This is a genomic window from Shewanella dokdonensis (genome assembly GCF_018394335.1).
Taxonomy (GTDB): domain Bacteria; phylum Pseudomonadota; class Gammaproteobacteria; order Enterobacterales; family Shewanellaceae; genus Shewanella; species Shewanella dokdonensis.
In genome coordinates, this window is sequence record NZ_CP074572.1 from 4,040,984 (window position 1) to 4,062,376 (window position 21,393).

Here is a 21,393-nt window from a genome sequence, read left to right on the forward strand (position 1 = left end):
CTCCTCTAATTAAACTCTGGTCTAACTTCCAGGTTAATGTCTTTCAATAACTGGTACACATCAGCTTCCGGTGATACCGGTAAACGCCCCGCTTTGTTGATAGCGGCTTTAGCGGCGCGGCAGACCACAGGATCGCCCCCGTAGACTGCACGCTGGTAACAAAACCATCGGGGGCCAGTTTGATGTCTACCCGGCAAGTTTTGCCTCGCATCGCTTCATCCAGCACCAAATTGCGCTGAATTGTTGAGGTAATCATTGCCTTGTATTTGTTCAGCTCACTTTGCAACTGTGTGTTACGAGCCGCAGACACGGCAGACTGTTCAGCGGCCATAGCATCGGCTAACTCCTGCTCCTGACGGCGACGTTCTGCGGCAGCTTTGGCTTTACGATCGGCTTCGGCCTTTGCCTTACGTTCGGCATCTTCCCGAGCTTTGCGTTCGGCTTCCGCTTTCTTAGCCGCAGCTTCCTCCGCCTTACGTTTTTCTTCGGCCTTACGAGCAGCATCTTCGGCCTGCTGGCGTTGCTGCTCTTTCAGTTTGCGGTCGGCTTCAGCCTGCTGTGCCCGCTTTTGCTCCTGTTGCGCTTTTAATTGCGCCGCTTTCACTGCATCCGCCGCCTGTTTGGCATTTAGCTCCTGTTGCTTGCGTTCTTCTGCCAGTTTCTGAATGCGAGCCTGCTCCTGCTCCCGGGCTTTTTTGGCCGCATCGGCTTGGCGTTCCAGATCAGCCTGGCGTTCACGTTCTTTACGCGCTGCGGCCGCTTTATCGGCTTTCAGTTTCTGCACATAATCATCAACTTTCTGTTGATCCACCACCACGGCTTGCACGGGTGGTGCCTTGGCTGCTGGCATCATGGTACTCGTTGGCTTCTTGGTGAAGTCTACGTTCAACGTCAGCACAGCAATTACGCCGATATGTAATATCGCGGAAATAATTACCGACAGTTTTAAATCAGATTGCCCGGCCACTTACTTCTTCTCCTCGTCCGGTGAATCTGTCATCAGCCCCACTGACGGAACCCCAGCATTTTGTAGGGTTATCATCAATTGGATCACTTTTTCATACGGAATGGCTCTATCGCCTTTGACGACCACCGGACGGTCTGGTTCAAGCTGAATAATAGCCGCAACCCGTGTAGCAACATCATCCAAATCCAATGGCTCGTTACTCGGGGCACCGCCAACATCGAGGAAATAATCGCCCTCGGCATCGATAGACGCCACCACCGGTGGTTTGCTATCAGCGGGCAAAGGCTCTGCCTGGCCTTGCGGCAAATCTACTTTCACCCCTTGTGACACAATTGGCGCGGTCACCATGAAAATGATTAGCAACACCAACATCACGTCGATGTAGGGAACCACGTTGATTTCAGCTACCGGGCGCCGGCGTTTACGCTGATATCCCTGATTCATGCGGGTTCCTTCTCGGTGTAAGCCTGACGATGAAGAATGTTAGAAAACTCTTCCATAAAGTTGGCGTAATGAGATTCCAGCTTTTCAACTTTGGTGGAAAAACGGTTGTAAGCAATGACCGCCGGAATAGCGGCAAACAACCCCATGGCGGTGGCAATCAGCGCTTCGGCAATACCGGGCGCAACCATTGCCAAGGTGGCATTTTGCACCGCACCCAAAGCGATAAAAGCATTCATGATCCCCCACACAGTACCAAACAAACCGATATAGGGACTGGTAGAACCAATGGTTGCCAATAAAGGCAAGTGGGTTTCCAGTTCATCCAGCTCTTTTGACAAAGCAATGCGCATCGCCCGATAACTGCCATCCATCACCGCTTCTGGTGCACGGCTACTGATTTTACTGAGACGAGCGTATTCTTTGAAGCCGGAGACAAACATGATCTCCAGCCCGGTATTACTGTCCTGCCTAGCGGCCAGATCATGGTAAAAACGGTTTAGATCGACACCTGACCAAAACTTTTCTTCAAATTGCTCGGCGTTACGTTTGGCATCACCTAGCACTTTGCGTCTTTGCAGGATCACTGCCCATGACACTATCGAAAGCGACAGCAGGGTTAACATCACCAGCTTTACCAACACGCTGGCCTGAAGAAATAACCCTACAATTGAAATATCAGCATTCACCTTGTTTAAACTCCTGCAAAATCGGTTCAGGAATAGCCTGCGGTTTCATCCGACTCAAGGATACCGCCGCTATTTTAATGGAGGCCCGGCAATAACAGACACCACTTTCATCAACAAGTTGCTGATCAAAGATCAACGATGCCCGTTTTAATTCCGTAATACGGCTTTCCACCCACAACTGCTGCTCAAATCTGGCAGCATGACAAAAATCTAACTCTGCCCGGCGCACCAAAAACGCCAGATCTTGTTTTAGCAACGTACCTTGGCATACACCCATTGCCCTGAGCCATTCGCTGCGAGCCCGTTCAAAAAACTTCAAGTAGTTAGAGTGATAAACCACCCCACCCGCATCGGTATCTTCGTAATAAACTGTAATTGGCCAGCGAAACATAGATCCTACTGATTTCCTGCCATAAATGCCCACTACTATACCTATCCGGCCAGCGCTTGTGAATGGCCGCCAAAACAAAGGGGCCGCAGCCCCCAATTTAATTTTGTCGAACTTAACCGCAGCTTAATCAGTCGATTTTGGCGGGTAATGTCAAGCCAAATGCTTGCCATAAAAAGTCAAAGATGTCAGCCGCTTCATCAATCTTCATTGCGGTAGGTTTGCCAGCACCATGCCCGGCGTTATGCTCAATGCGCATGATGATTGGCGCGCTCCCCTGCTGTTTGGCCTGTAACATGGCAGCAAATTTAAAACTATGTGCCGGGACAACGCGATCATCATGATCTGCGGTCATTACCATGGTCGCCGGATACGCCTGAGCTTTGACATTGTGGTAAGGCGAATAGGCCAGCAACGCCGGGAACTGCTCGGCATTATCGGCACTGCCATATTCGCTAGTCCATGCCCAACCGATAGTAAATTTTTGAAAACGCAGCATATCCAGCACACCCACTGCGGGTAACACCGCCGCAAATAGATCTGGCCGTTGTGTCACCGCAGCACCCATCAATAAACCACCATTACTGCGGCCATAGGCGCCCAGTTTAGTCTTATTGGTATAACCTTGGCTGATAAGGTATTCGGCCGCCGCAAAATAGTCGTCAAAGACGTTCTGTTTCTTATCGAACATACCCGCCTGATGCCAGCTCTCGCCATATTCGGCACCGCCACGTAAATTGGGCACGGCATAGATACCGCCGAGATCCATCCAGGCAATATTGGCAGCACTGAAACGTGGTGTCATAGAGATGGCAAAACCACCGTAGGCATACAGTAAGGTCGGATTGTTGCCATTTTTGCTGAGTCCTTTTTTATAGGAGATCAACATAGGCACCCGAGTACCATCCTTACTTTGATAAAACACCTGTTCTGAGATGTAGTTATGTGGATCAAACGCGACTTTGGGTTGGTCGTATAAACTGGATTCACCCGTTTTAAAATCAAATTTATAGATGGTTTCCGGTTGAATGTAGCTGTTGTAGGAATAATAGAAATAATCATCCTTGGCCTTAGCAAATGGCCCGACAACCGTTCCTTGCCCCGGCATGGTAACATCCTGGCGTTTATCACCACTCATGGAATAGATTGCCATGTTACCGAGAACATCGTGCAGACTACTTACCACCAAGTGATCATTAATAATCGCCACATTTTTAATCGGATCAGTTGATTCCGGAATAATCGTCTGCCAGTTAGCTTTTTGAGGGTGACGGGTGTCAATGGCAATAACCTTACCGTTAGGTGCATCTAAATCGGTTTTAAAATAAAAAACCGTCTTATCATTGCCAATAAAACTATATTCCGCTTCCAGATCTGGCAATAACTCAATCATCTCACTGGCGACATTCAACGGTTTATAGAAGAAGCGATTACGGCTGTCGGTGCCTTGAGATACACTCAGCAACAAGTAGTTACCATCATCAGAAACTTCGATGCCAAATCCCCAATCTTTATTTTGTGGACGCTGGTAGATCAGGACATCATCGGCCTGTGGTGTTCCCAGCTTATGGAAGTAAACTTTCTGATTGAAATTGACATCAGCCATCGCGTTACCACCTTCCGGTGCGTCATAACGCGCGTAAAACACCCCTTGATTATCGTGATCCCATACGGCGGCAGAAAATTTAATCCATTGCAACTTGTCGGTGAGTTCATGGCCCGTTTTTACGTCCATAAAGTGCCACTGTTGCCAGTCTGAACCAGCCTGAGACACACCATAAGCCAAGGTGTTACCGTCGTTGCTAACAGAAACACCCGATAAAGCAGCGGTGCCATTAGTCGAAAACTGGTTAGGATCAAGCAGTACCCGTTGCTGTCCTTGATGATTTTTCACATACAAAACAGACTGGGCCTGTAGTCCATCATTACGGTAAAAGAAGGTGAAGTTTCCACGGATAAATGGCGCTGAAATTTTTTCATAGTTCCACAGTTCAGTAATGCGCCCAACCACGGCCTGCTTATTGGGAATAGCGTCCAGAAATTGCTTACCATACTGGCGCTCTGCCGCTACCCAAGCTTCAGTTTCCGGAGTGTTTTGCTCCAAGTGGCGATAGGGATCAGCCACTGGCACACCATGCAGCGTTTCCACCAGGGTATCAGCTCTCACCGCAGGATATGATGTTGCCGGGGTTGCGACTTTGCCGGTGACTGAATTTATTTTATCTGTCGCCGGGCTCTGACAAGCACTTAATAACAGCCCTAATACGACGGATACTGTCATAGGTTTTACTATTTTTTTACGAATCGCCATTTAACCACCCTGTTACTGATGCGAATATACAATGTGAATATATTTGCCGGAATATACTAAGTTGCGAATTTGTAACTTACTATACAGAAAATAAAAAGCCCTATAAACCGGGGAATTGCAACGAGGTATGAAGGAAATATCTCATTTATAAATATTGCCCAGAAACTGCCAAGCAATATTTATATGAAAATATATGCAGTTCGTTTGACTAAAGCTTCATTTTTATTGAAATACAGGTGATAAGGTGATTGCTATCACCTTTTAATGATTAGTTTTTTTATCTCAAACAGCAATTTTTCTCGCTTGCTGGGCGTAAGTCTTATTCCTAGAATAGCCAGCATGTTCAGGGGGATTTGAGATTAAATCGCCTGACAACAGGAAACTGCAAACTGGTGTGCGTTGTCTCAACTATATCAGTTTGGTTTTATGCTTGACTTCCTTCCTTCAATTTGTTGATTGCAATTATATTTTTTTGCGGCCCATTCTTTAGAATGGGCTTTTTTCTGTCTGCAATAAATGCTCACTACTAACAGACATAGATGATTTTGAGTGAGCAATAAAAAATCCGGTACAGACCGGATTTTTTACTCAGCTTACAGTATCTATTCTTCGGGTTTACTCATGCGGATTACCACCCGACGATTGCGCTCGCGCTCACTGGCCGACGAGTTAAGTGCCACATGTCGGCGCTCACCGTGGCCAACGGCATGGATCCTGTCGGCCGCAATACCTTTGGCGACAAATAGCTCTCTTAAACTATCGGCACGCTTCTCAGACACTTTCTGGTTAATACTCCGACCACCGTAACTATCGGTATAGCCATCGATTAATACCAGTTCTACATCAGGATCATAAGTCAGATACTGCTCTACTCGGGCCAACTGTGCCTTGGAGCTGCGTGTCAGCTCAGTGCCACCAGTTTCATAAGTCAGTACAGTGAAGGCAATGTCATCAAAACTATAAGGCAGTAACTTGGCAAGGCACTGCTTGAAATCCGCATATTCACCACGGAAATTGACCGCTGAGAGACCCACCGCTACTGTGCTATCTCTATCATTCCAGTCGGTATAGTAAAAGGTAGGTTCCATGCCGCGTTCCAGCTCATTGAGCATGGTCCACGCCGCTTTTTTGGGGACCTCACCATTAAAATATTTCTGGTAATGCAGTTCCATGATCGTTCTGGACATGACGCCAGGGCGCCACATTGGCGCTTTACTCAGCAACTTGGCATTAGTCACCGAATCCGGCTTTTGCCACATATCCAGGGTAAACTGCAGATTAATATCCTTACCGGCTCGGCTGGTAAACACTGCCCTACCGTATGACGGAATATCGTGCTCCAGAGTACATGCTACCGGAGAATTCTGTAACAACCGCCATTGAGATTGGTCCAATGATGCCACGTAATGCCGCAGTTCTGCGGAAGCATTGAGTGGCAACACTGCCAGCCATGAGAGTAAAAGCAATCTACGCCACATTGGATAAACTCGTCAGTTTCTGGTCATACAGGTGTTATCGGTGAAAAATCACAGATCTTTAGGCGATAAAAGCAGCAATCGCGCATGACACTGGTATCTTGATTTAGCATAATAGCCCCCTTGCATTTGTCCAGAGGTACCTTATGAACCAACCCGCCCTGAGCAATCAGCTCAAATACCGCTTCCGCGGCTACTACCCTGTGGTAGTCGATGTAGAAACGGCGGGCTTTAACTGTACCACAGATGCTTTGCTGGAAATTGCCGCCACGTTATTAAAAATGGATGAAGACGGGCAATTGGTGATTGATAAAACCCTGCATTTTCATATAGAACCTTTTGCAGGAGCCAATCTTGAACCCGAAGCACTGGCATTTAACGGTATTGATCCGTACAACCCGCTACGGGGTGCCGTTGCAGAAGACGACGCTTTTAAAGAGATCTTTAAAGCCATCCGTAAAGGACTCAAAGAAAGTGGCTGTCACCGAGCAATCCTAGTGGGGCACAACGCAGCATTTGACCACGGTTTTGTCAGTAAAGCGATTGAACGCACCGGCATCAAACGGTCGCCGTTCCACCCCTTTGCCACTTTTGACACCGCCACATTGGCAGGTCTGGCACTGGGGCATACAGTGCTAGCTAAAGCTTGTGCATTAGCCGGAATTGCATTTGATAACAAAGAAGCACATTCAGCAATGTACGACACAGAGCGCACCGCCGAACTCTTCTGTTATATCGTCAATCGCTGGAAAATGTTAGGTGGCTGGCCGGTCACTGCCGATGGCGATACTGACAGTGATGATGGGGATGAACACGCGGCTTAAAACTTAACGGTTTATCTGTACGCAACACCCGCTTTTACGCGGGTGTTAGTATATTATCGACACTCAACTCTGCTGCCAGAACTTATCATCGTTATGTAATTGATACAGACTTTCGGCTCTGGATATCAGCAATCGGGCAAATTTTTCCTGAGTAGCATCTAACGAGCGGCTCTGCAAAAGGCTCTCAGCTTTCATCTGCCAAGTCAGCGAAAAATGCCGCATCGCCTCTCTCGCATTTTTAGCCGCACTAGCATCCACAAAGTCCGCAGGAAGATCGCCGCCAATCACCCAGTAGCTTTTTTTGCTCGGCATACTGGATTCTAGCTTCCACAAGGCGACCAAAGGCGCCAAATAACGACATTCTTCTGCAAATACCTTGGCAGGAACTATCCCCTTTTCGGCTAAAAAACGATTTGCCTTCTGAAACTGCTCGCGCACCCATTGGGTACGCATCGCGTCCTGAGTTGCGGCATCAGTTGTGCCGGACTGCTCACTCATATTCTATCCTTACGTCAATATTGTTTTAGCCAATGTTCGCAGGTGACAGACCCATAGATACATCGGCAATTATTTTTGTCAGTCTGGAAATCTATATTTCCAGTCACTGCGTTATCTAGCCACTTGTCCGCTTTGTGGACCTCAGTTGCTGATGCTATCGTTCTGATCACAATATCTCAAGGAAAAGCCTGGACAACTGGCAAGCTTACCCATTAATAACACTTCGGAGACCCACTGTGGCCGTATTCAATCATCCCGCTTATGACGAACATGAACAGGTAGTTTTTTGTCGCGATGAAGCGAGTGGTCTAAAAGCCATTATTGCCGTTCACAATACCCGCCTTGGTGCCGCATTTGGTGGCTGCCGAATGTGGAATTACGCTTCTGATGATGAGGCATTGACGGATGTACTACGGCTGGCAAGGGGAATGACCTATAAGAATGCCCTTGCCGGGCTAGCCATGGGCGGCGGCAAAGCGGTGATCATCGCCGACCCGACACAAGTAGCAGATCGTGCTGCCCTCTTCCGTGCATTTGGCCGATTTGTCAATCAACTGGGCGGCAGTTATTACTCTGCGGAGGATGTTGGCACATCCCCTGCGGATCTCAAAATTGCCAGTGAAACAACGCCATTTGTCGCCGGATTGGAAGGCAAAAGCGGCGATCCATCGCCATTTACTGCGTTAGGCACTTATCTGGGTATCAAGGCCGCAGTTAAACACAAGCTGGGACGCGACTCGCTCAAGGGGCTAAAAATCGCAGTACAAGGGATAGGACATGTTGGCTATCATTTGTGCCGCCATTTATATGCCGATGGTGCCGAATTAGTTATCAGCGATATTCATCCACAAGCGTTGGCACAGGTTGCCAAAGAGTTTAATGCGATCACGGTAGCGCCGCAGGAGATCTACAGCCAGGATGTTGACGTGTTTGCCCCGTGTGCCTTAGGTGCCACACTCAACGACACCACATTGCCGTTATTGCAAGCCTCCATTATTGCTGGCTGTGCCAATAATCAGTTAGCCGAGCCCCGGCATGGTGAGCAACTGCAACAACTGGGCATACTGTACGCGCCAGACTATGTGATCAATGCCGGCGGCATTATTAACGTATCATTTGAAGCGGCTTATGATGTTAACAAGGCGACCGCCAAGGTTGAGCAGATCTATCAGACGCTGATGACTATTTTTCGCGAGGCAGAGGCACAGAATCGCCCAACGGCAGAAATTGCTGACGAAATGGCGCGAAAAATAATTAACGCCCAATAATACTAACTTAGTAATTGCATGACTTGTGTGTAATCAGTCAAAGCAATTAGCTGATTTCTGGTTAGACCAGAAAATTTTCTATCCATGCCAAACAGATAGTCAGATGCAACAGAAAGTTCATCTGCCGCTGATGGCGATCGTTGCCAGCTTCTGCTTCACTTAAACTTATCGTCCCCTGACGGAGCGCAGAAGATGGTACGTTTCAGCTACGATGTGAATCAACATTTGGTGGAACTGCACGCGAGTGACTGGACTGGATTGGAACGGTTGTACCTTGATGGGCAGGTGGTTTCCCGCAAATTCAGTTTTTCGCCACAAAGCGAACACCGTTTCCGCCTGAGTAATGGTGAAGACTGCCGCTGCCAGCTGATTTCGGATGTGACAGGCAACCAAACCTTATGTCGCATCTATCGCCAGGATAAATTGCTCGCTAGCCTAAAGCATATTGAAGCCAATAAGTTCTACTCTGGTTATCAGTTGCTGCTGCTAGCCGGGTTGTCCTGCTTATTGCTAGCCTATATTTAATGTTGACTGGAAGACGATATGCACCGGAGAAATGAAGCGAGTTCATTCCCGGTGATTGATTTTATTGAGTAAGGCCATCAAGACTTCACGCTCTTGTTCATCAAGCTTGCCTAAGAACCCCTCATTTACTCGTTCCGCTTCGCGGATTAAGTCCTGTTCCATCGCTTTGGCCTGATCGGTCAAATAGATCAGAAAAGTTCGGCGATTGTCTTCTTCCTGATGCCGTACGATCAGTTCTAAACTCTGCAACTGATCGAGCAGACGGGTCATAGTGTAATTGGCAACATCACAGCGGCGCGACAATTCTGTCTGGCTAATACCTTCCTCTTGCCATAGTGCAAACAACACCGGCCAGAGCTTTATATCAAGCTGGTAATGTTTCAGGCGGCTATCCAGTTCGTTCTGCAAATCCAGATTCAGGTGAGATACCAGATAAGCCAAGCTTTCATTGCGGTTCAAACAACACCTCCTGCACTTCGGGGTTGGTTTGTTTATTAATACTACCATCCGCATCGTATTTCACTAGGGGCGCAGGTTAATTCCTGTCCATGAAAGCGCAAGCCGTTTGATTTTTAACGCAAAGAAATATTTTTCCTCATGAGTATAAAAAAACCGAAGAAAAACGCTATCCGCGCCCTTCCTCGGCTTTAACTAACTGAGTAGTTTAGATTTTTGACTGGATCAACAACTCCAGCAATGCTTCAACAGGATGTTTAGCACGGAAGCCGGACAAACGCTTCACTTGGCTGCGGCAGGAATAACCGGAGATCAAGATCTGTTCATGAGGAATACGCTTGATAGCGTCTTCCCATGACATTTCATACAGCGCTTTAGAACGCTCAAGATTTTCGATTTCGTGCCCATAAGTGCCCGCCATGCCACAACATCCTAAATTAATGCTGTCCAGCTTAGCGCCAAATCTGGCGAAAATCGTCTGCCAATCTTTGGGCGTACCGGGTTTAGCACTGGACTCAGTACAATGACTGAACCAGGTGTAACTTTTACCGCTATCGGGCAGCGCTGGCAGTTGCGGTAGCTGTTGCAACAACCACTCATTGGATAACAACACCTGAAAATCCCCCGTTGCTGACCCAACGCCACTTTATATTCGTCACGATAAACCAACACCAACGCTGGATCGACGCCGACCATAGGGATACCAAGCGAAGCCAACTGATTTAAGAAGTCGGCCGCCGTCTGCGCCGTTTTGGCAAACTTATCCAAAAAGCCCTTAATATGCGCGGGTTTACCGTTGGGCTTAAATGGCAGCAGTACCGGTTTGAACCCCAGTTGCTCAACCAAACGAATAAAATGGTAAACCAGCTCGGCATCGTAGAAGGTGGTAAAAGGATCCTGCACCACCAACACATACTGCTGCCGTTCATCGTGCGCAATGGCAGACAGTGCATTGAGGTCATAACCACGACATGAATGGGCATCCAGCAGTGCTTTAAGTGTGGGAACCGACAACGCAGGTGCATCGACATAGCCCAGCGCCTTCTTGATAACCCACTTGCTCAATGGATTTTGCGCCGCAAAATTCGCCAGTTTCGGCGCCTTGGCCATTAGCTGCACCGAGTCTTCAATGCTGCCAACCAGATAGTCTTTAGCCGGACGCATATAGCGCTGGTAATAGATGCTGAAAAACTGTGCACGGAACTTAGGCACATCGACTTTCACTGGACATTGACCAGAGCAAGCCTTACATGCCAAACAGCCCTTCATTGATGCCATCACTTCATGGGAATAATCATATTCTCGGTCTTGGGTGAGTGTGTTTTGCAGTCGCTGTAATAGGCTCTGCGGTTTGGCTTTTACCAAGGCCGGAATATCGACACCTTCGGCTTCCAGTAATCTCAGCCACTCACGCATCAGACTGGAGCGGCCTTTAGGTGAATGAATTCGATCTCCGGTCACTTTAAATGACGGACACATGGGCGAGAAGCGACTGTAATTGAAACACAGGCCGTTACCGTTACAGTCCATCACATCGGGGAAGGCATCACGGACATTAACGGGGATCTGCCGATCGAAACTGCCGCGTTTGGTACTGTCAACGTTATACAGCATTGGGCCGCTGTCTTTGGGGGCCACTAATTTGCCGGGATTTAGGCGATTATGAGGGTCAAACAGCCCTTTTATCTGTTGCAACTCGGCGTACAACTCTTCACCAAATACCGCCGGGCCATATTCACCGCGCACGCCTTTGCCATGCTCGCCCCACATCAACCCACCATATTTGCGAGTCAGTGCGGCGACTTCGTCAGATACCTGCCGTAACAACTGTTCATCCTGGGGATCGCACATATCCAGCGCTGGCCGTACGTGCAGTACCCCGGCATCCACGTGACCAAACATGCCATATTGCAGTTGGTGACTATCGAGCAAGGCACGAAAATCCATGATGTAATCCGCCAGTTTTTCTGGCGGCACAGCGGTGTCTTCCGCAAAGGCAATGGGCTTACGGCGGCCTTTAGTGGCCCCCAACAATCCCACTGCTTTTTTGCGCATGGCATAAATTTTATTGATTGACGGCAAATCTGTGGTCAGCTGAAAACCCACCACACCTTTCTCCGATGCGGCTATCTGCTGTTCGAGCACATTTACCAAGGCGCTGGCCCGTTGTTGCACTTCCGCTGCATCGCCCGCAAACTCCACCATATTGAGGCCATCGATCACCTTGTCTGGCACATCTTGGATCAGTGCAGAAACCGAGTGCCAGATGATATCTTCGCGCGCCAGATTCAACACTTTGGAATCGACAGTTTCGACAACGGTCGCGTTAGCCTTTACCAAATCAGGGGCATGCCGCAATGCCGATTGAAAACTGTCATACTTCACATTGACCAACAGGCGACTCGCAGGCAATGGCGTAACATCCAGCTTGGCCTCGGTGACCACCGCCAATGTTCCTTCAGCACCGGTGAGAATACGCGAAAGATTGAACGCTGTTAGCTCATCATTCCACACGTGTTTCAGATCATAGCCAGTCAGGAAACGATTCAACTTAGGAAACTGCACTTCAATCAATGCGCGTTTGTCGCGGCAACGACGCGCGACTTCAGCAATAATCTTTTGTCCCAGCGGCAAACTGTCGTCGTAACTAGGCAGCTCGGCAGCGGCAATCGTATCGGTTTCCAGCAGGCTGCCGTCTATCAGCACACTTTTTAGCGCCAGCACATGATCGGAGGTTTTACCATATACCAAGGAACCGGCGCCGGAAGCATCAGTGCTGATCATCCCCCCAAGGTTGCGCGGTTTGAGGTGGAAAGATCTGGGCTGAAAAATAAGCCGTGGGGCCGCAGTGCATCATTCAGCGCATCTTTAATAACGCCGGCCTCAACCCGTACCCAGCCTTCGGCAGCGTTAATTTCCAGAATACGGTTCATGTAGCGTGACAAGTCCATCACGATGCCGTGCGTCAATGCCTGGCCGTTGGTGCCTGTGCCGCCACCGCGCGCGCTAAACACTACCGCTTGAAACTCTGGCTGCGCGGCGACTTTCAGCGCCAACTGCACATCTACGCTATGCCGAGGATAAATCACCGCCTGCGGTAAAAACTGGTAGACGGAATTATCGGTCGCCTGCGCCAGACGAGCACTGTAACGTTTATCGATATCACCGGTGAAACCGGCTTGTTCCAGTGCGGCCAGATAATCCAGATAAACCGGTTCCAGTGCTTGCTGGTGGGATAGCAGAGGCAACATTGCTTGACTCACTTCATTGTGTGTTTTTGGGTCATTATAAACAAAAAGAAGCCGCTAAAAAGCGGCTTCTTCCGAGGTGTTAGAGAATTGTGAAGCGCTTAACCTTGTGCTTCTGCCAGATACAACCAGGTATCAATGACAGTATCAGGATTCAAGGACACGGAATCGATTCCCTGTTCTACTAACCATGCAGCAAAATCGGCATGGTCTGAAGGGCCCTGACCACAGATGCCAACATAAGCCCCTTTCTTTTTGGCTGCTTTGATAGCCATTGCCAACAGCGCTTTGACGGCTTCGTTACGCTCGTCAAACAAGTGGCTGATGATACCAGAGTCGCGATCTAGCCCCAGCGTCAGCTGTGTCAGGTCGTTAGAACCAATGGAGAAACCATCAAAGACTTCCAGGAACTGATCAGCCAACAACGCATTGGATGGTACTTCACACATCATAATGACGCGCAAGCCATCTTTACCACGTTCTAGACCCTGTTCTTTCAGCAGTTCCACCACTTTACGGCCTTCTTCCAAGGTACGCACAAAGGGGATCATCACTTCAACGTTTTTCAGCCCCATGTCGTTGCGCACGCGCTTGATTGCATCACATTCCAACGCGAAACAATCACGGAAGGACTCAGACACATAGCGGCTAGCACCACGGAAACCCAGCATTGGGTTTTCTTCATCGGGTTCATACCGATCGCCACCGATCAGATTGGCGTATTCGTTAGACTTAAAGTCAGACATACGCACAATCACTTTCTTCGGATGGAACGCGGCAGCAATAGAAGCGATACCCTCGGTCAGACGTGCCACATAATATTCAACTGGAGAAGCATAACCGGCAATCATCTCTTCGATTTCGGCTTTCAGCGCATCGTCCTGTTGGTCGAATTCCAACAGCGCTTTTGGGTGAATGCCAATCATGCGGTTGATGATGAATTCCAGACGCGCCAGACCAACCCCCGCATTTGGCAGGCGGGCAAAGTCAAAGGCTCGATCAGGATTACCCACGTTCATCATGATCTTCATCGGCAGTTCTGGCATGGCATCCACACGGCTGGAGATCATGTCGAATTCCAGTTTGCCTTGATAGATGTAACCAGTATCGCCTTCAGCACAAGAAACGGTTACTTCTTCACCGTTCTTGATGCGGTCAGTGACATCACCACAACCTACCACGGCAGGAACCCCCAGTTCACGGGCAATAATTGCCGCATGACAGGTACGACCGCCACGGTTGGTGACAATGGCACTGGCGCGTTTCATGATAGGTTCCCAATCTGGGTCAGTCATGTCAGTTACCAGCACATCGCCAGGCTGGATCTTGTCCATTTCGTCCAGAGAATGCAGCACTTTAGCAACACCGGCACCCACTTTATGACCGATGGCACGGCCTTCGCAGATCACCGCACCACGGGATTTTAGATGATAGCGTTCGATAGTCTGCACATCTTCACGTGAACGCACGGTTTCAGGGCGAGCCTGCACAATGTACAGCTTGCCATCATTACCATCTTTGGCCCATTCGATATCCATCGGACGGCCATAATGTTTTTCAATGATCAGCGCCTGTTTTGCTAGCGACATGACCTCGTCATCGGTAATGGAAAACTGACGACGTTTTTCCTGAACAACATCTTCAATTTTTACCTGTTTACCGTGTGACTTGTCGTCAGAGTAAACCATCTGGATCAGCTTGCTGCCAATGTTGCGGCGCACTACAGCCTGATGACCCGCAGTCAGCGTGGGTTTATGGACATAGAATTCATCAGGGTTCACAGCGCCCTGAACCACCATTTCACCCAGACCATATGCAGAGGTTACAAACACCACATCATCGTTACCAGATTCGGTATCTATGGTGAACATTACGCCTGACGCGGCCTTGTCAGAGCGCACCATCCGCTGCACACCAGCAGACAGCGCTACACCGCGGTGGTCATAACCTTGGTGTACACGATAAGAGATCGCACGGTCGTTAAACAACGAAGCAAATACGTGTTTAATTGCCACCAAAACGGCATCAAAGCCTTTGACGTTCAGGAAGGTTTCCTGCTGTCCGGCAAAAGACGCATCGGGCATGTCTTCTGCGGTTGCAGAGGAACGTACGGCAAAAGACGCATCTGTGGTTTCTGCAGACAATTTTTCATAGGCGGCACGAATCGCTTGTTCCAGTTCTGGCTGGAACGGCGTTTCCACGACCCATTGTCTTATCTGCGCACCAACTTTTGCTAATGCATTGACATCATCAACGTCCAAGGTGTCCAGAATGTCATATATCTTTTGGTTGACTCCGCTTTGCTCGAGAAATTGGTTAAAAGCATAGGAAGTGGTCGCAAAGCCGCCGGGTACCTGAACGCCGGCGTTGGCCAGGTTACTGATCATCTCACCAAGGGAAGCGTTTTTACCGCCAACCTTGCTGACATCCTCCATGCCTAATTCCTGATACCAGAGTACATATTGCTGCACAGTTCTATCTCCGCAAGTTTATTTAAGTGGCCCTTCAAACTGGGGCGCAAGCATTTTACACTTCACAGAAAAGAGCGTAAATGTATAATTTTGTTTGTAATTTAATTACTACATGAGGTTGGTATGGCACCAAAAGTGTTTTATATTTCTGATGGAACAGCAATCACTGCTGAGGTGTTTGGGCATGCGGTACTTTCTCAATTTCCCCTTAAATTTGATTCAGTTACAATTCCATTCGTAGAAACTATTGTAAAAGCCGAGTCTGTAAAGAAACTTATCAATGATAGTTTTATTACAACAGGACAGCGTCCTTTGGTGTTTCATTCCATCGTCAAATCCGAGATCCGCGACATTATTTATTCCAGCGAAGGATTGGATTACGATTTTTGAACACATTTGTTGCACCACTCGAACAACAGTTGGGGGTGCAAGCCATGCCAGCATGCACCGTACCCATAGTATGATGAACGCCAGTTACGATGCCCGTATCGAAGCGATCAACTTCGCCATGGAAAATGATGACGGGCAAACACTGAAACACATGGATGAAGCCGATATCATCTTGGTGGGTGTTTCCCGCTGCGGCAAAACCCCTCAAGCTTGTACCTTTCTATGCAGTTCGGCATAAAGGCCGCTAACTATCCGTTTATCCAAGAAGATATGGATAATCTGAAACTGCCGGAAGTATTGAAGCGCAATAAACATAAACTGTTCGGCCTGACGATCGATGCGGCGCGGCTACATGAAATCCGTGAGAGTCGCCTGGAAAACAGCCGTTATGCTTCATTACGCCAATGCCGTCTGGAAGTAAAAGAAGTCGAGATGCTGTTCAAGAAAGAGAGATCCCCTACATCGACACCACGCACCAGTCAGTGGAGGAGATTGCTACCAAAATCCTCGATACCATAGGACTGGAGCGACACATGTTTTGATGTCACAAGGCGCTTTAGTTAAAACCACTAAATCGCCTTGCCTTAGCTGTTATTTAGTTACAACTATGGTTTTATCTGTCATTATCGCTTTGCTGGCTCGCCTGATTGGTTATAATTCGGTGCACGCCAGCTGATTAGCTATGTATTTTAGTCCTCCGGTAGTATGAATGACCATTAAAACAGACGAATTACGTTCCTCATTATTATGTAAAGTGATCTCACCTGCTCAACTCGCATCTGAGTATCCCCTGACCCAGGAAGCCGCCGATTATTTAGTGCAGCAGCGTGATCAAGTGGCTGCCATTATTGAAGGTGAAGATCCACGTTTGTTGGTGATTATTGGTCCCTGCTCTATCCATGACCCACAAGCCGCCATGGACTACGCCAAGCGTCTGGCCAAACTGCACCATGAGTTGAAAGACGATCTGTGCATCCTGATGCGGGTTTATTTTGAAAAACCACGCACCATTGTTGGCTGGAAAGGATTGATTTCTGACCCAGATCTTGATGGCAGTTTCAGCCCCAACAAAGGGCTGCGCATGGCGCGCCAACTGTTACAACAAATCACCGAATTAAGACTCCCCATCGCCACCGAATTTCTGGATATGGTCAATGGTCAGTACATCGCAGATTTGATCACCTGGGGCGCCATAGGGGCGCGCACCACCGAAAGTCAGATCCATCGGGAAATGGCCTCCGCGTTATCCTGCCCGGTCGGTTTCAAGAACGGTACGGATGGCAATGTGAAAATCGCCGTAGATGCTGTGCGCGCAGCGCGTGTGCAACATATCTTTTACTCACCGGATAAAGACGGTTTTATGTCGGTTTACCGGACGCATGGTAACCCCTATGGTCATCTGATCCTGCGTGGCGGCAAGACCCCCAACTACAGTGCAGAACATGTTGCAGAAGCCAAATCACAACTGGAAGCGGTAGGCATTCGCAGCGGTATCGTGATTGATTTTAGCCATGGCAACAGCCAGAAACAGCACCGCAAACAGCTCGAAGTCGCCGACGACATTATCAAGCAGTTACGCTCTGGCTCTAACGCTATTGCCGGAGTCATGGCCGAGAGTTTTATTGAGGAAGGAAGCCAGCAAGTCATCCCTGGACAAGCCTTGGTTTATGGTAAAAGTATCACCGATGCCTGGCCTTAATTGGGACGATTCCGAACAACTGCTGATGGCTTTGGCCGCCGCCGCACGCGCACGTCGTTTACACTTGTCTAAATAAGCAAATTACTCTGCCCGGTGAAATGCCGGGCATTTACTGTATCCAACACTTTTAACGATCAAATCCCTGTAATTTAGTTTCACAGTGCCACTGTGCTCGCTTGAAATATAGCTAACTCATTTTTATTAGACTTTAGTATAATGTCGCGACTGCATTTACAGGATCAACTTCATGTCAGACATTGAATTAGCCAATCAACAGAATCTTGCACTCTCCGACGATATCACCCCAGCACAAAGACAACAGATAATTAAAACCCGTATGGCGATGGCGGAATCCAGAGTCATTAAAGCGGTGTTTCCCAGCGTTACCAACCACCACAATACCCTGTTTGGTGGCGAAGCTTTAGCTTGGATGGACGAAACAGCCTTCATTGCAGCCACCCGTTTCTGTCGGAAACCGATAGTCACCGTAAGCTCAGATCGTATCGACTTCAAGAAACCCATCCCGGCAGGCACAATGGCCGAATTGATCGCTTCCGTTATCCATGTGGGCAATACCTCATTAAAAGTTGAGGTCAATATCTACATAGAAGCAATGGATAAAGATCAGCGTGAACACGCAATTCGCGGGGTTTTTACCATGGTTGCCATCGATAGCGAGCGCAAACCGACGGCAGTACTCACCGAAGATCTGTTCGATCTCTGCCCCACCTGTCAGTTTTGAAGAGACGGTTGCAATAAAGAGCTTTCATTGGCAGACAAACTCAACTAAAGTCTAAGTTGTTATTGACATGGATGCTTACTGCTTGATAAAGCAATAGGATTTAATTTCGGATTTCTGTTACAGTGTGCGCACTTACATGTGCGTACACTGAAGAACAACTGCCATGAAGCCAGAAAATCTCAACATCATTATTGCTGACGATCACCCACTGTTTCGTAATGCGCTACGCCAAGCGCTAACGCCAGGGTTCAGTGATACTCAGTGGTTTGAAGCCGACAGTGCCGACGCGTTGCAACAGTTATTGGATGCCGAACAGCAAAATTACGATTTGGTATTACTGGATTTGCAAATGCCCGGCTCTCACGGCTATTCCACGCTGATCCATTTGCGTTCCCACTATCCAGAATTGCCGGTGATCATTATCTCCGCCCATGAAGATAACGCCACCATTAGCCGCGCGTTGCATTATGGTAGTGCCGGATTCATTCCCAAATCGGCATCAATGGAAACCTTCACTCAGGCCATTACCGATGTGATGCTGGGTGATATCTGGTTGCCCGCGGGTATCGAGCTGATGGAAATCAATGATGATAACGATACCGAAAAGATGGCCGGGAAATTATCAGAATTGACGCCGCAGCAATACCGCGTGCTACAGATGTTTGCTGAAGGTCTGTTGAATAAACAGATTGCCTACGATCTGGGCGTATCAGAAGCAACCATCAAAGCCCATGCCACGGCAATTTTCCGTAAGCTTGGGGTACGTAATCGCACCCAAGCCGTTATTGCCTTGCAGCAACTGGATATGGAAAAAGTCGAGCTTAACTGACCGGTTCATCCTCAGAAAAGGCTCCACTGGGAGCCTTTTCATTATCCATCCAACCCTGATTTATTGCCCTAAATACGCCGCGTGAAAACGCAGATGTGACTCAATAAAGGTCGCAATAAAATAGTAGCTGTGGTCATAACCGGCATGAAGCTGGTAATCCAAGGTAACGCCCGCTTTTTGGGCGGCGGCTACCAGTGTTTCTGGCAATAACTGCTCGGCCAAGAAATTATCGCTTTCACCTTGATCAACTTTCAATGGCAGTGATGCGGCACCTTGTTGCAGTAACTCAACGGCATCGTACTGTTTCCAGAGCTGTCGATCTTCCCCTAAATAAGCAGTAAACGCTTTCTGTCCCCAAGGACAAGCAATTGGATGGCAGATAGGAGAAAAAGCACTGGCGCTGACATAGCGTCCCGGATTTTTCAGGGCGATGGTCAACGCACCATGTCCCCCATTGAGTGCCCAGCAATCGCCCGTTGCTGGGTCACCGGGAAGTGTTGTTCAATCAATGCGGGTAGTTCAGTGACCACATAATCATACATCCGATAATGGCTGGCCCAAGGCGCCTGAGTAGCGTTAAGGTAAAAGCCAGCCCCTAACCCGAGGTCATATGCGCCATCTTCGGCATCGGCAACATCTTCGCCGCGGGGACTGGTATCAGGGCAGACAATCGCGATCCCCAACTCTGCGGCGATGCGCTGGGCACCCGCTTTTTGCATAAAATTTTCATCGGTGCAGGTAAGCCCTGACAACCAGTACAAGACTGGAACAGGTTGTGAATTAGCCTGAGGTGGTAAATAGATAGCGAAGCGCATATCACAGTTGAGCACGGCTGAATGATGCCGATACTGCTTATGCCAACCATTAAACACCTTGTTACTACTGATATTTTCTAACATAAAGCCCCGCTTAGTAATGAATGACACTGCGAATACGCTGACCCTTGACGCATTAACATCCAATGCGTTACGCATCTGTATGAACGGCATAAGGTGAAGACCCAAACCATCAAGTACGCACTTTCCGCTCGTCTAGACTTCCACCATAGCGGCTGTGCCACACTATCTTATAACTCGCCCGACCCCGCACCTTGCCAGATATGGCGGCTAACCAATCGTTGTGAACGTGATAAATCTATGGCTGAGGCGCTGCCCATCTATGTATGTCAATTCGCAGTACGGTTTCAATTTTATTTATTTCAGATAAAGAGATAATCTACGCCAATAACAAATCACTTTTACATATAGGTAATAATGAATCACTGGGAAGGTATTTGCGAGTTCGTTGCCGTTGCCGAAAGCCAAAGTTTTACCCAAGCTGCCGAACGTCTGAACATCTCTACCGCGCAAGTCAGCCGCCAAATTACCGCACTAGAAAAACGGCTTGCCACTAAACTGTTTTACCGCACCACACGTAAAGTCACCTTGAGTGAAGAAGGCTTACTTTATTACCGTCATTGCCGCGCCTTGCAGGATGGAATAGAGGAAGCTGAACGCACCCTGGGGCGGTTACAAAGAGAACCCCAAGGAACACTGAGGCTCACCGCTCCGGTCACCTATGGTGAACAGTTTATTCTACCATTGTTAAATGATTTTCTTTTAACTTATAGTAAGTTGCATCTTGAACTAGAGCTAACCAATAAAACCCTAGATCTGATTGACGGCGGTTTTGATCTGGCAATCCGCCTTGGTAAGCTGACCGACTCAAGCCTGATGGCACGCAGGCTCGCCAGCCGTCACAACTATGTCTGTGCCAGCCCGGAATATCTGCAGCATTACGGCATACCGCACAGTTTATCTGAGCTACAACAACATCAGTGTCTAGTGGGAAATCACCCTTATTGGCGTTTTATCGAACAGGGGCAAGAGCGCACCTGGCGAGTGTCTGGTAGATTACAATGCAACTCTGGCATCGGCTTGCGTGATGCAGCCCGCAAAGGGTTAGGCTTGGCGCAATTGCCCGATTATTATGTTGATGCCGATTTGCAAAATGGCCAGCTAGTGGCGGTATTGGAACATTACCGCGCAGCACCTGAAGGAGTTTGGGGGATCTATCCGCAAAATCGCCACCTGTCACCCAAGGTCAGCCTATTACTGGATTGGTTACAACAACGACTCGTGCCTGCAAACGCCACTGAAACTGTTGCTGTGAACCGATAACCAACGTTATCCC

General features: G+C 48.5%; 15 protein-coding genes and 5 pseudogenes. 9 read left to right on the forward strand and 11 right to left on the reverse strand.

Annotated features, from left to right (window positions below):
- Positions 1-5: 5 nt before the first annotated feature.
- The 6 genes and pseudogenes from tolA to KHX94_RS19560 form a co-directional block, all read right to left on the reverse strand.
- A pseudogene (gene tolA / locus KHX94_RS19535) lies at positions 6-967 on the reverse strand (cell envelope integrity protein TolA).
- Positions 968-1,411, reverse strand: a complete 444-nt coding sequence (gene tolR / locus KHX94_RS19540) for a protein TolR (RefSeq protein ID WP_213681846.1) — start codon at positions 1,409-1,411, stop codon at positions 968-970. It lies immediately after the preceding pseudogene.
- Positions 1,408-2,097: a protein TolQ gene (gene tolQ / locus KHX94_RS19545; protein ID WP_213681847.1), complete on the reverse strand. Its 690-nt coding sequence runs from the start codon at positions 2,095-2,097 to the stop codon at positions 1,408-1,410. Before tolQ ends, tolR begins: the two co-directional genes overlap by 4 nt.
- On the reverse strand, positions 2,087-2,488 hold the full coding sequence (ybgC, locus tag KHX94_RS19550; RefSeq protein ID WP_213681848.1) for a tol-pal system-associated acyl-CoA thioesterase: 402 nt from the start codon (positions 2,486-2,488) through the stop codon (positions 2,087-2,089). Before ybgC ends, tolQ begins: the two co-directional genes overlap by 11 nt.
- A 127-nt stretch (positions 2,489-2,615) precedes the next feature.
- A complete protein-coding gene (locus KHX94_RS19555; RefSeq protein WP_213681849.1) occupies positions 2,616-4,796 on the reverse strand; it encodes a prolyl oligopeptidase family serine peptidase in 2,181 nt (726 codons plus the stop codon).
- A 602-nt stretch (positions 4,797-5,398) separates the two neighbouring features.
- Positions 5,399-6,274 (reverse strand): OmpA family protein, encoded by an 876-nt coding sequence (locus KHX94_RS19560; RefSeq protein WP_213681850.1) that lies wholly within the window; start codon positions 6,272-6,274, stop codon positions 5,399-5,401.
- A gap of 143 nt (positions 6,275-6,417) precedes the next feature.
- Here KHX94_RS19560 and rnt point away from each other — a divergent pair, with 143 nt between their 5' ends.
- On the forward strand, positions 6,418-7,095 hold the full coding sequence (gene rnt, locus KHX94_RS19565; RefSeq protein ID WP_213681851.1) for a ribonuclease T: 678 nt from the start codon (positions 6,418-6,420) through the stop codon (positions 7,093-7,095).
- Positions 7,096-7,158: 63 nt separating this feature from the next.
- On the opposite strand, the gene KHX94_RS19570 is transcribed toward rnt, so the two are convergent.
- Complete coding sequence (locus KHX94_RS19570) at positions 7,159-7,593, reverse strand: DUF4826 family protein (protein WP_213681852.1); 435 nt, start codon at positions 7,591-7,593, stop codon at positions 7,159-7,161.
- 236 nt (positions 7,594-7,829) lie between these two features.
- Between KHX94_RS19570 and KHX94_RS19575 the strand changes: the two genes are divergently transcribed.
- Positions 7,830-8,861: a Leu/Phe/Val dehydrogenase gene (locus KHX94_RS19575; protein WP_213681853.1), complete on the forward strand. Its 1,032-nt coding sequence runs from the start codon at positions 7,830-7,832 to the stop codon at positions 8,859-8,861.
- Positions 8,862-9,053: 192 nt separating this feature from the next.
- Positions 9,054-9,386: a hypothetical protein gene (locus KHX94_RS19580; RefSeq protein ID WP_213681854.1), complete on the forward strand. Its 333-nt coding sequence runs from the start codon at positions 9,054-9,056 to the stop codon at positions 9,384-9,386.
- A gap of 42 nt (positions 9,387-9,428) precedes the next feature.
- Here the strand turns inward: KHX94_RS19580 and KHX94_RS19585 are convergent, their stop codons facing one another.
- The 3 genes and pseudogenes from KHX94_RS19585 to ppsA form a co-directional block, all read right to left on the reverse strand.
- Positions 9,429-9,845, reverse strand: a complete 417-nt coding sequence (locus KHX94_RS19585) for a MarR family winged helix-turn-helix transcriptional regulator (protein ID WP_213681855.1) — start codon at positions 9,843-9,845, stop codon at positions 9,429-9,431.
- Between the two features lie 205 nt (positions 9,846-10,050).
- Positions 10,051-13,093: pseudogene (gene ydiJ, locus KHX94_RS19590) on the reverse strand (D-2-hydroxyglutarate dehydrogenase YdiJ).
- Between the two features lie 98 nt (positions 13,094-13,191).
- Positions 13,192-15,561: a phosphoenolpyruvate synthase gene (gene ppsA, locus KHX94_RS19595; RefSeq protein ID WP_213681856.1), complete on the reverse strand. Its 2,370-nt coding sequence runs from the start codon at positions 15,559-15,561 to the stop codon at positions 13,192-13,194.
- A gap of 123 nt (positions 15,562-15,684) precedes the next feature.
- Between ppsA and KHX94_RS21975 the strand changes: the two genes are divergently transcribed.
- The 5 genes and pseudogenes from KHX94_RS21975 (at position 15,685) to KHX94_RS19615 (ending at position 19,221) form a co-directional block, all read left to right on the forward strand.
- The gene (locus KHX94_RS21975; RefSeq protein WP_280529598.1) at positions 15,685-15,951 is read left to right on the forward strand and encodes a kinase/pyrophosphorylase; all 267 of its coding nucleotides are present in this window, start codon (positions 15,685-15,687) and stop codon (positions 15,949-15,951) included.
- A pseudogene (locus tag KHX94_RS19600) lies at positions 15,842-16,470 on the forward strand (kinase/pyrophosphorylase). Before KHX94_RS21975 ends, KHX94_RS19600 begins: the two are co-directional and overlap by 110 nt.
- Positions 16,471-16,660: 190 nt before the next feature.
- A pseudogene (locus KHX94_RS19605) lies at positions 16,661-17,726 on the forward strand (3-deoxy-7-phosphoheptulonate synthase).
- A 261-nt stretch (positions 17,727-17,987) separates the two neighbouring features.
- Positions 17,988-18,392, forward strand: a complete 405-nt coding sequence (locus tag KHX94_RS19610) for an acyl-CoA thioesterase (protein ID WP_425314082.1) — start codon at positions 17,988-17,990, stop codon at positions 18,390-18,392.
- Between the two features lie 163 nt (positions 18,393-18,555).
- The gene (locus KHX94_RS19615; RefSeq protein ID WP_213681858.1) at positions 18,556-19,221 is read left to right on the forward strand and encodes a response regulator transcription factor; all 666 of its coding nucleotides are present in this window, start codon (positions 18,556-18,558) and stop codon (positions 19,219-19,221) included.
- Between the two features lie 60 nt (positions 19,222-19,281).
- On the opposite strand, the pseudogene fghA reads toward KHX94_RS19615, so the two are convergent.
- A pseudogene (fghA, locus tag KHX94_RS19620) lies at positions 19,282-20,120 on the reverse strand (S-formylglutathione hydrolase).
- A 354-nt stretch (positions 20,121-20,474) separates the two neighbouring features.
- On the opposite strand from fghA, the gene KHX94_RS19625 reads away from it, so the two are divergent.
- Positions 20,475-21,380: a LysR substrate-binding domain-containing protein gene (locus tag KHX94_RS19625; protein WP_213681859.1), complete on the forward strand. Its 906-nt coding sequence runs from the start codon at positions 20,475-20,477 to the stop codon at positions 21,378-21,380.
- Positions 21,381-21,393: the final 13 nt, after the last annotated feature.